This is a genomic window from Xenorhabdus sp. PB62.4 (assembly GCF_014467285.1).
Lineage (GTDB): Bacteria > Pseudomonadota > Gammaproteobacteria > Enterobacterales > Enterobacteriaceae > Xenorhabdus.
Window position 1 is genome coordinate 17,997 of record NZ_NKHR01000002.1, and the last position, 11,593, is coordinate 29,589.

Consider the following 11,593-nt stretch of genomic DNA (forward strand, 5'->3'; position numbering starts at 1 on the left):
CCCGATACTATAAATGAGTGGTTCACTCTGGGATCAAGGCTCGAATCTCATTCAGTACTTTCTGCCCTTCCTCTTCTGGCAAAACAGCATTGACGGGTAAATACCACCAGTTAGGCTGAGCGAATTGGAAACATTTTACCGCATCTTTTTCTGTCATCAGCAGATTTTGATCACTGTTCGCTAAAGCCAATAATTGGGATTTTTCATAAGATTGGTGGTCAGCAAAAGCATGGGTTTCCTGTAGACTTGCACCCAATTGTTGCAATGTTGCAAAAAAACGCGGTGGATGACCAATCCCTGCCATTGCAATTGCATTTGGAATATCAGTGACGTTTCGCATCTCGCCTGTTAACAGGTTAACGGCTAATTCTCCTTTCAGGGTCATTGGCAATTCACCTGCCTGAGCCGTTCCACCATTAACAATAATGGCATTGACGGTATTCAAGCGCCCGGCCAGTTCCCGCATCGGCCCTGCGGGTAGCCAACAACCATTACCAAAACGACGAACACCGTCAATCACCACAATCTCATAATCACGCTGTAAAGCGTAATGTTGGAGACCGTCATCCGTAACCACGATATCAATAGGGGCATGAGCCAATAATGCTTCAATAGCATCAGCACGTTTTGGAGCAACTGCAACAGGCACACCAGTACGACGACGAATCAAAACAGGCTCATCTCCCGCCTGTGCTGTAGTCACTTCATCTGTCACGAGCAGAGGATAATGTTCCGATTTCCCTCCGTAGCCACGGGAAACAACACCAACCCGATAGCCTTTTTGTTGCAACTGCTCTACCAGCCAAATAACAACAGGGGTTTTGCCATTTCCCCCTGCCGTCAGGTTACCAACCACAATGACAGGTACAGGCGCTTTCCAAGAGCGTCTCAACCCCATTTTATAGCTTAATCGACGTAAACCGCTTACCAGCCCATAAAGGGCTGATAAGGGTAATAGCGCAATATAAAGCCATGAGCGGCCTGACCATATCTTTTCAATCATTGACCAAACTGCATCCGATGTAATTGAGCATATGCGCCCTCGTGTTCCAATAGAGCGACATGGTTGCCTCGTTCCAGGATATTACCATCTTCAATGACGATAATTTCATCAGCATTTTCAATAGTGGAAAGACGGTGAGCAATCACCAATGAGGTTCTGTTTTTCTGCAATTCATCCAATGCGGCTTGAATCGCACGTTCAGATTCAGTATCCAATGCTGAAGTTGCCTCATCCAGAATCAGAATTGGTGAATCACGCAATAACGCACGGGCAATAGCGATACGCTGACGTTGACCACCGGAAAGCAAAACGCCATTTTCACCTATGATGGTATCAAGGCCGTTATCCAATTTTTTGATAAAGTCCATTGCATAGGCCATTTCCGCTGCACGTTCGATCTCTTCACGGCTGAATTGCCCTTCGCTGGCGTAGGCAATGTTATTAGCGACAGTATCGTTGAACAGGTGCACATTTTGCGATACCAACGCAATTTGATTACGCAATGAAGCCAACGTATATTCGCGCAGATCATGACCATCCAATATAATTTCCCCTTCATTGACGTCATAAAAACGGGTGAGGAGATTAGCGATTGTCGATTTACCTGATCCAGAACGACCAACCAATGCGACTGTTTTGCCTGCTGGTATCGTCATTGAAACCTTTTTCAATGCAGGATGATCTTTAGTTGGGTAGCAGAAAGTCACATCACGGAATTCGATATTACCTTTTGCCTTTTTGACTTCCAGTTTACCGTCATCTTTTTCCTGTTCCATATCCAGAATGGCAAACAAAGTCTGGCAAGCGGCCATGCCACGTTGAAACTGCGCATTAACGTTAGTCAGTGACTTTAATGGACGCATCAAGGCAATCATGGATGAAAATACAACGGTAATTTTTCCCGCTGTTAAAGCCCCCATAATCTCAGGAAAACTAGCCGCATACAGGATAAACGCCAATGCAAACGAAGCAATAAGCTGAATAATCGGGTCTGATATAGAATCAGCAGAAACCATTTTCATGCCTTGCTGGCGCATATGGTTACTGACCTTGTTAAAACGCTCCGTTTCAACTTTCTGACCACCAAATATTAAAACCTCTTTATGCCCTTTCAGCATCTGCTCGGCGCTGGTCGTCACCATTCCCATGCTATTCTGCATATTTTTACTGATATTACGAAACCGCACGGAAACAAGGCGGATAACACCTGCAACGATAGGCGCAATCACAATTAAAATGAGGGAAAGCTCCCAACTGTAATAGAACATCAGGATAAACAGGCCAATAATTGATGCCCCTTCCCTAACGACTGTCACCAATGCGCCAGAAGAGGAAGAAGCAACCTGTTCTGAATCATATGTGATGCGTGAAAGTAATGTTCCCGTAGATTGCTGGTCAAAAAAGGAAACCGGCATGCCCATCATATGGTTGAACAGGCGTCGACGCATCTGCATAACCACTTTGCCAGATACCCAAGAGATGCAATAACTTGATATAAAACCAGATATGCCACGTAACAGCATCAACCCGATAACAACCAGTGGCATCCACTTCAATACGCTAATGTCTGCCTTACCAAAGCCCTCATCCAACAAAGGCTTTAACAAGGAAAGCATTAATGTATCACCGGCAGCATTGATAATTAGTGCAACCGCCGCAACTGACAGCCCGATCTTAAATGGTGTGATGATCGGCCACAATCGGCGAAAGGTCTGCCAGGTAGAAAGGTCTTTATCATTCATTATTGAGTTACCAAAACCAAAAGAAATAGCGGCTCATTCTACTCATGATCACCGCGAATACCAAACCACTGATGATACCATCGTGATACTATTTGTTGTCGATAACCTTCTAATTTAATGTGATCGAAATAAAAATAGCCGGTTATTTGACCAGAAACCGCGGTGCTATTCCATTGAATATCCGCATTTTTATAACGTTGTTTCACTTTAGCGGAAGGTAATCTCCACGGGCTATAGCGTGCAACTGAAGTCAACGCATATTCAGGCATGACTTTACGTATAAATATCGCGGTAGAAGATGTATTACTCCCATGATGGGGAACTTGTAATATTGTGGCATTCAGTTTGCCCTTCTCAAGTTCCAATAAGCGATATTCCCCTTGTTTCTCCAAATCACCTGTTAATAACAGACTGTATTTACCATCATCAATGCGAATCACGCAAGATTGGTTATTTCCAACGATAGTTGTTTTTTCCGGCGGCCAGAGAACCTTAAAATTCAGCCCTTGCCACATCCACTGTTTACCACGAATACAAGGTAAATGAGATTGGTTCAGCAAAGGACTCCTAATTTGGATATCAGGATACTTGTCTCTGAGGTGTTCTACTCCTCCTGTATGATCCAAATGATCATGACTCAGAATTATTTGTTCTGGCATCAATCGGTGCCAACGCAAATAAGGCATAATGACTTTTTCTGCCATGCTGCCTGTTTCCCAACGATTTCCTGTATCGAAAATTATCGCTTTCCCGCCCTTATCAATCACTACTGCCAGGCCATGACCAATATCCAGCATGGAAAAACGCCATTGATGCTCATCAGAACGTTTTGAATAACAAGCAATAATGCCAATTGAAACTCCCAATAACCATTTATAAGACTTCCACCAACCAAGACGCCAAATAACAACAAAAAACCAGCCGGCAAGCGTAATAATGATAGGATAATGCCCTGTTTCAATCCATGAGTGCGTTAAAATGGATAAAGGAGCCAAAGCAAGCGAAACGGTGCAATCAACAATTTGCCATAAGAACGGTTGGATAATGGGAAGAAAAACACCAACTAATCCTGACATCACTAATGGTACAGATAAGAAAGAAATAATGGGAACAGCCCATAGATTAGCAACCAATGATGAAATATTAACGCCCTGAAATAACAAAAGCTGCAACGGCAACAACATTAACATCATTCCCAATTGCATATGCAATCCACGCAACCAAATCCATTTCCAACCATGACGCATTCTTTCTGGTAAAGGCATCCAATGAAACCAAAATAGCAGTGCCATCACTGCGGTAAATGAAAGCCAAAAGCTGTCGGAAAGTATTGCCAAAGGATCAAAAAATAAAATAAGCGCGGCACTCCATAAAGCCCATTGCCATGAAAAACAAAGCCTATTTTTACATCTCAGATAAATCCACAGCGTTAGCCCCAATATTGCCCGAATAGCCGGAATTCCCCATCCAGATAACCACCCATACAGCACGGCTGTTAACCAACCCATAATTAATGGGAAGCGAAATCCAATCCATTTTGCAGGAAAGAAAAATTGTGCCATTCTTGCAAAACTCCAACCAAATAAGCTGGCCATTGAAATATGCAGCCCTGAAATTGCCATTAAATGTGCAATACCTGTCTGCTGTAATAACAGACGGGTGGGTTGATCCAACCAAGCCCTTTCGCCGAACGAAAGCGCCAACGCAATTCCTGCATGTTTTAATGGCTGAATTTCTGGCAAAAGCTTATTAATGAAATTTTGTCGGAGGCTACAGTTTTTATTGAGTAATTTCGCCTGAATAATTTTTCCATTTAACGGCTGGCGAATAGAAAGTGAATATCGCTGGTTATCATAACTACCATGATTTAATTGGGCATGAACAGGTTTGAGTTTCATTGTAACCTGCCACTTTTGGCCTGCACAAAGCTGCTCTTGTGAGTTCCATGATACCGATGCGTATAAAGCGGGGAAAATATATTTTCCATCACTTTCAATCAGTCTGATTTTATAACGTGGTTTTACTTCTTTATTTTTTTCCGTATTTTTATCTACCACATTTAACGATACACTTTCGATCATAATGATTGCCGAATGTGTGGTTTCACTAAAATAAGTAATTTGATCCAATATCTTATTACCATGCCAACATCCCCAAATCAATGCCACCAATGTCAGTGCCCCGATATACGCTGGCTTATAAGGGATCAACAATAGAAAAATAACAATACAGATTAAAATCTGCATTTCATGCCATTGAGGTAATTCAGAAAATAACAATAATGAAGTAATTCCTAATATCATGGTTACCGAAGCGAGATTAAAGCTGATAACAGGCAGTGGCTTACACCAAGTAGATAAGAAAATTAATTTAAGTGACTGCATCCTTTTATGCCTTTGCATCGGAATTCCATTCATGAAAACAATCCTATTTCATAACGGATATCGTTACCAGGCAGGAAAAATTTATTTTAGAAACTCTTCAAAAATTGATTTTTAGGTAAAGAAGCTCTTGTCAAAAAAATGCGAGATTTATCGCAATAAAATTGCAAGAGGAAATAAGCCCTTCATTAAATTAATGATAAAAATGCTATCCAAAAAAATACAAAAAAAAACGGCACCCTAAGGTGCCGTTAATTTAATTAAGTAATAACTGATATCTTAGCTATCGCTATAGATATTCACGCGGTCACGTAACTCCTTACCCGGTTTAAAGTGGGGAACGTATTTGCCGTCCAATTCCACTTTATCACCCGTTTTAGGGTTACGACCCACACGCGGAGCTCGGTAGTGAAGAGAAAAGCTGCCGAATCCGCGAACTTCAATACGTTCACCTGCGGCTAATGTTTCAGCCATATGATCAAGCATTTCTTTCACTGCATCTTCAACGGCTTTGGCCGGCATGTGAGATTGTTGCTCTGCAAGTCTTTCGATTAATTCAGACTTGGTCATAGTACCTCCCTAAACTACCGTATTCGGGTAATATTATCGTTTAAGAGAATATTACCCGCCGTTATTGACTTAGATTATTCGCCTTTAGCTGCTTTGAAAGCTTCAGCCATTGCGTTGTTAGCGAAGTTTGTATCTTCTTGTTTGTTCACAGAAGCGATAGCGTCTTTTTCATCAGCTTCGTCTTTCGCGCGAACAGACAGGTTGATTACGCGATTCTTACGGTCAACGCCAACATATTTAGCTTCAACTTCATCGCCAACGTTCAGAACTTGAGTTGCATCTTCAACGCGGTCACGAGAAGCTTCTGATGCACGCAGGTAACCTTCAACGCCGTCAGCTAATTCAACTGTAGCACCTTTTGCGTCAACTGCAGTCACTTTACCAGTAACAATTGCACCTTTCTTGTTTACAGACAGGTAATTGTTGAATGGATCTTCTGCCAGTTGTTTGATGCCCAGAGAGATACGCTCACGCTCTGCATCAACTTGCAGAACTACAGCAGCAATTTCGTCGCCTTTCTTGTATTCACGAACTGCTTCTTCGCCTGCAACGTTCCAGGAGATGTCAGACAGGTGAACCAGACCGTCGATGCCGCCGTCCAGACCGATGAAGATACCGAAGTCAGTGATAGACTTGATCTTACCTTCAACGCGGTCGTTTTTGTTGTGAGTCTCAGCAAATTGCTGCCAAGGGTTAGCTTTACACTGCTTCAGGCCCAGGGAGATACGACGACGTTCTTCATCGATATCCAGAACCATAACTTCCACAACATCACCAACGTTAACAACTTTGGATGGGTGGATGTTTTTGTTGGTCCAATCCATTTCTGAAACGTGTACCAGACCTTCAACGCCTTCTTCGATTTCAACGAAGCAGCCGTAGTCAGTCAGATTAGTTACGCGACCAGTCAGTTTAGTACTTTCTGGATAACGTTTAGCGATTGCTACCCATGGATCTTCACCCAATTGCTTCAGACCCAGAGATACGCGAGTACGCTCACGGTCGAACTTCAGTACTTTAACTGTGATTTCATCGCCCACATTGACGATTTCGCTTGGGTGTTTAACACGTTTCCAAGCCATATCAGTAATGTGCAGCAGGCCATCAACGCCGCCCAGATCAACGAATGCACCGTAGTCAGTCAGGTTCTTAACGATACCTTTAACTTCCATGCCTTCTTGCAGGTTTTCCAGCAGCTGATCGCGCTCTGCGCTGTTTTCAGATTCGATAACAGCACGACGAGAAACAACTACGTTGTTGCGTTTCTGATCCAGCTTGATGACTTTGAACTCAAGCTCTTTGCCTTCAAGGTGAGCAGTGTCACGAACTGGGCGAACGTCAACCAGTGAACCTGGCAGGAATGCACGGATACCGTTCAGTTCTACAGTGAAGCCACCTTTAACTTTGCCATTGATAACACCAGTGACAGTTTCAGCTTCTTCGTATGCTTTTTCCAGCATCAGCCATGCTTCGTGACGTTTTGCTTTTTCACGGGACAGGATAGTTTCACCGAAACCATCTTCTACCGCATCCAGAGCTACGTCGATTTCATCGCCAACTTGGATTTCCAGTTCGCCTTGAGCGTTTTTGAATTGTTCTACAGGAATTGCAGATTCAGATTTCAGACCTGCGTCAACCAATACAACGTCTTTATCGATAGCAACTACAACACCACGTACGATTGCACCTGGACGAGTTTCGATAGCCTGTAGGGATTCTTCAAAGAGTTGAGCAAAAGATTCTGTCATGTTAATGATCTTCAAGGTTTTTAATTAACGTCCATTTAGCATCCGGCCGAATGGGGTTGTTTTACATACCTCGCAACGTCTCCCTGTTACAAGGTGTTTTGGTATGCCGGTATATTTCACTACCCACACACCAGAATTCTATATACATCTTCTTGATATGCTACTGCAATAGCATATTCGCGAAAATTAATGCTTATGCTGGTATTTCCAGCGCATTTTTCGCATAAGTCAGTGCTTTATCAATCACTTCTTCGATAGACATGCTGGTCGAATCTAAGATTAATGCATCTTGTGCAGGCACTAATGGCGCAACTGCCCGATTGCGGTCACGGAAATCTCGTTCCTGTATTTCGGACAAAAGGCGTTCAAAGTTAACACTAAAACCTTTATCCTGCAACTGTAACATGCGTCTACGGGCACGTTCTTCCGCACTTGCATCAAGAAATATCTTCACTGGCGCATCAGGAAACACAACCGTTCCCATGTCACGACCATCCGCAATCAGGCCAGGAGAGATGCGGAAAGCCCGCTGACGACGCAAGAGCGCTTCACGGACACGCGGAAATGTTGCTGCCTGCGAAGCCGTATTCCCGACAGTTTCGGTACGGATTTCATTGCTGACATCTTCGCCTTCCAAAATAACCCGAAGCTTGCCATTTGCAGGCACAAAACGAACATCCAGATTAGCAGCCAGAGGAACCAGGGCGTCTTCAGACTGGATATCTACCTGATGGTGGATAGCAGCCAGTGCCAGCACACGATAAATGGCACCTGAATCAAGTAATTGCCAATTTAACGCTTCTGCCAATGCCTGACACAGTGTTCCCTTACCAGCGCCACTTGGCCCATCAACGGTTATTACAGGGGCTATCGCCGCCATCATTCTCCTCCTTTTCGCATAACATTCGCACAACAGACAGGTCATCTACCGAATGCGGGAATTGCTCAATTAACAAGCAATAAAAAGTCTGCCTTATTATACGCACTCAGCAAATGAGAGAAACACTATTCCTATCTATTTTGTATTTTGACTGAGCTTTTCAAGTTGATTGAAATAATCAGGGAATGTTTTTGCCGTACAACCCGGATCAAGAATGGTGATTGGAGTATCCGACAAGGCCACCAGCGAAAAACACATCGCAATCCGGTGATCATTATAGGTTTCAATTTCAGCATGGTTGAGTTTTTTTGGTGGAGTTACGCGGATATAGTCATGCCCTTCTTCTACTTCTGCACCTATTTTGCGTAATTCAGTCGCCATTGCATTGAGTCGATCCGTTTCTTTTACCCGCCAGTTATAGATATTGCGGATAACCGTTTCTCCCTGAGCGAACAGAGCCGTTGTTGCAATAGTCATGGCGGCATCAGGAATTGCATTCATATCCATATCAATGCCAGTTAATGTACCGCGTTCGCATTCAACAAAATCATCACCCCAACGAATAATTGCACCCATCTTCTCCAGTACATTGGCAAATTTGGTATCCCCTTGCAGGCTATTTCTGCCAATACCTGTAACACGCACCGTTCCGCCTTTAATCGCCGCCGCTGCCAGAAAATAAGAGGCTGATGAAGCATCGCCTTCTACTAAATACTGCCCCGGAGACAAATATTGTTGCTGCCCTTTAATGTAAAAAACCTGATGTTGGTGATGATTTACCGTCACACCAAAGCTTTTCATCAGCGCTAACGTAATATCAATATAAGGTTTAGAAACCAAATCACCTTGGATATGGATTTCTGTGTCGTTATCTGCCAATGGTGCAGCCATTAGCAAGGCTGTCAGGAATTGACTCGAAACACTGCCGTCTACGGTAACTTTTCCTCCAGAAAATCCGCCCTTGATATGCAGTGGCGGATAATTTTCCTGTTCAAGATAGACAATTTCTGCCCCACCTTGACGCAGGGCGTCCACCAAGTGACCAATTGGGCGCTCTTTCATCCGTGGTTCACCGGTCAACACTACGTTATTACTGCCTAAGCATAGTGCCGCTGCCAATGGGCGCATTGCTGTACCAGCATTACCCAAAAACAGTTCTATCCCGCTTTTACCCGTCATACGCCCTCCAATACCATCAACTTCACAAATGGTGCGATCGGCGGACAGGCGACAGGAAATACCTAACGCAGTCAGCGCATTAAGCATGTGACGAATATCGTCACTATCCAATAAATTAGTGAGCCGGGTTGTTCCCTTAGCAAAAGCAGCGAGTAACAGAGCACGATTGGAAACACTCTTAGAGCCGGGCAGGTTAATTGTTCCATTAATACGGGAAATAGGTTGTAACGTCAGGGATTGCATAATAGAAAGGTGTCTCCGGTTCTTAACACACTATATTTTTAATTTGATTTGTGGGATAAATCGAGAATATTAATATCGGGAGGTTCTATCCTCCCGATGAAGAAAAACATTATGCGTTATGGTGTTCAAAATCAGCCATAAACTCAACCAACGCTTTTATACCTTCATAAGGCATAGCGTTATAAATGGAAGCACGAGCCCCGCCCGCCACTTTGTGTCCTTTCAAGGCATGTAGTCCACTTGCGTATGCCTCTTCCAAAAACTGACCATCCAGCGCCGGATTAGCCAGTTGGAATGGAACATTCATAATAGAACGGTTTTGAGGTGCAACCCGGTTGATATACAAAGTGCTATTATCAATGGCACGATAGAGGTATTCTGCTTTTGCATGGTTGCGTTTTTTGATTTCTTGCAGCCCACCCTGCTCTTTCAGCCATTTGAATACCATGCCAGACAGATACCATGCAAATGTGGGTGGTGTGTTGTACATAGAGCCGCATTGAGCTTGCACGGTATAATCCAGAATGGATGGAGTATGTTTGTGTGCTTTACCCAATAGATCTTCACGGATAATGACCACGGTAATTCCTGCTGGCCCAATATTTTTTTGTGCGCCGGCATAAATGACGCCATAACGGCTAACATCAATTGGTGCAGAAAGAATGGTTGAAGAATAATCGGCAATCACAATTTTATCATCACCAAAATCAGGCTCTTCAAAAATTGCAACGCCTTCAATCGTTTCATTAGGACAATAATGGATATAAGCGGCATCACTGCTCAAAGCCCATTCACTCATCGGCTTCACACTGGTTGCACCCTCTGTATCTACCCTGATATCAATGACATTTGGTGTGCAATATTTTTCTGCTTCTTTCGCTGCACATTCAGACCAATAACCACTAACAATATAATCTGCTGTTGTTTTGTCACCCAGTAAATTCAGTGGCAATGCTGAGAATTGCCCACGAGCCCCGCCATGGCAAAAAAGCACTTTGTAATTCTCAGGTATCGCTAATAAATCTCGAAGGTCTTTTTCTGCTTCTGCCGCAACCGCTATAAATTCTTTGCTGCGGTGGCTGATTTCCATCACAGATGTTCCCAGACCGTGCCAGCTACAAAGTTCCTGTTCTGCACGGCGCAATACTTCTGCTGGTAACATAGCTGGACCAGCGCTGAAATTATATACCTGACTCATTAACCTCAACCTCACCCTATCAATGGATATAAATAAAATCGGACATATTGGTTTTATCACTCCCGCTCTGCTGCTGCAATGGTTATTAAGAGATTGTTTAAACTATTGTTGCAACCTATTGAACCGCTGGCAGATAGATTATGTTACCGAGGATTTGATTATTAAAAATACCAATGAGAAAATCAGGATAATATTTTTAGGCCATATAAAAGATTTAAAATACACTTCAAGAATAATTTACTCCCACAAATATAAACACATGGATACTTCATTCCAATGAAAACATGAGAAAGCAATATATTAACAAGGAAGGATTAATTAATATAATTGGGGTATTAATTAACAACTAGAATTTTGTCATCTTAACTAAGCGTATTAATCGCTTAATATACGAAGTACTCTTGTATCTACATAAAAGAAAAGCTTTATCCATTGCTGTATATCGGCCCGGTTTTATCATGGGAGATAGTTTGATGGGAGATAGGATTTCTATTCACCTATCAGGGCGGGATTCCACTTTGTATTAAGTTTAATCAAATATAAGCTGACTACGGAATTCCGCTGACCACATTGCTCTTCGGCGTTTAGCGGCCTGACTGTCCTTTATACTGGTATTTTGTTTAATCACATTTAATGCAATTCGATTAAA

At 43.0% G+C, this 11,593-nt stretch carries 8 protein-coding genes and 1 pseudogene; all 9 read right to left on the bottom strand.

Annotated elements, in window-relative coordinates; genetic code table 11:
* Window positions 1-22: 22 nt before the first annotated feature.
* Window positions 23-1,003, bottom strand: a complete 981-nt coding sequence (gene lpxK / locus Xenpb_RS01960) for a tetraacyldisaccharide 4'-kinase (RefSeq protein WP_187652864.1) — start codon at window positions 1,001-1,003, stop codon at window positions 23-25.
* Window positions 1,000-2,748, bottom strand: a complete 1,749-nt coding sequence (gene msbA, locus Xenpb_RS01965) for a lipid A ABC transporter ATP-binding protein/permease MsbA (protein WP_187653071.1) — start codon at window positions 2,746-2,748, stop codon at window positions 1,000-1,002. Before msbA ends, lpxK begins: the two co-directional genes overlap by 4 nt.
* A gap of 35 nt (window positions 2,749-2,783) precedes the next feature.
* A complete protein-coding gene (locus tag Xenpb_RS01970; protein ID WP_255523001.1) occupies window positions 2,784-5,147 on the bottom strand; it encodes a ComEC family protein in 2,364 nt (787 codons plus the stop codon).
* A gap of 258 nt (window positions 5,148-5,405) precedes the next feature.
* Window positions 5,406-5,696, bottom strand: coding sequence for an integration host factor subunit beta (gene ihfB, locus Xenpb_RS01975; protein WP_045969974.1), 291 nt, complete (start codon window positions 5,694-5,696; stop codon window positions 5,406-5,408).
* Between the two features lie 74 nt (window positions 5,697-5,770).
* Window positions 5,771-7,444, bottom strand: coding sequence for a 30S ribosomal protein S1 (gene rpsA, locus Xenpb_RS01980; RefSeq protein ID WP_187652865.1), 1,674 nt, complete (start codon window positions 7,442-7,444; stop codon window positions 5,771-5,773).
* Between the two features lie 193 nt (window positions 7,445-7,637).
* On the bottom strand, window positions 7,638-8,324 hold the full coding sequence (gene cmk / locus Xenpb_RS01985) for a (d)CMP kinase (RefSeq protein WP_187653073.1): 687 nt from the start codon (window positions 8,322-8,324) through the stop codon (window positions 7,638-7,640).
* A gap of 135 nt (window positions 8,325-8,459) precedes the next feature.
* Window positions 8,460-9,746, bottom strand: a complete 1,287-nt coding sequence (gene aroA / locus Xenpb_RS01990) for a 3-phosphoshikimate 1-carboxyvinyltransferase (protein ID WP_187652866.1) — start codon at window positions 9,744-9,746, stop codon at window positions 8,460-8,462.
* A gap of 109 nt (window positions 9,747-9,855) precedes the next feature.
* On the bottom strand, window positions 9,856-10,944 hold the full coding sequence (gene serC, locus Xenpb_RS01995; protein ID WP_187652867.1) for a 3-phosphoserine/phosphohydroxythreonine transaminase: 1,089 nt from the start codon (window positions 10,942-10,944) through the stop codon (window positions 9,856-9,858).
* A 529-nt stretch (window positions 10,945-11,473) separates the two neighbouring features.
* A pseudogene (locus Xenpb_RS02000) lies at window positions 11,474-11,593 on the bottom strand (ISAs1 family transposase); the annotation flags it as partial.

Bases quoted from the DNA above. Each gene is read 5' to 3' on its own strand.
- lpxK (WP_187652864.1), bottom strand. From the start codon at position 1,003: ATGATTGAAAAGATATGGTCAGGCCGCTCATGGCTTTATATTGCGCTA.
- Xenpb_RS01970 (WP_255523001.1), bottom strand. From the start codon at position 5,147: ATGCAAAGGCATAAAAGGATGCAGTCACTTAAATTAATTTTCTTATCT.
- ihfB (WP_045969974.1), bottom strand. From the start codon at position 5,696: ATGACCAAGTCTGAATTAATCGAAAGACTTGCAGAGCAACAATCTCAC.
- rpsA (WP_187652865.1), bottom strand. From the start codon at position 7,444: ATGACAGAATCTTTTGCTCAACTCTTTGAAGAATCCCTACAGGCTATC.
- cmk (WP_187653073.1), bottom strand. From the start codon at position 8,324: ATGGCGGCGATAGCCCCTGTAATAACCGTTGATGGGCCAAGTGGCGCT.
- aroA (WP_187652866.1), bottom strand. From the start codon at position 9,746: ATGCAATCCCTGACGTTACAACCTATTTCCCGTATTAATGGAACAATT.
- serC (WP_187652867.1), bottom strand. From the start codon at position 10,944: ATGAGTCAGGTATATAATTTCAGCGCTGGTCCAGCTATGTTACCAGCA.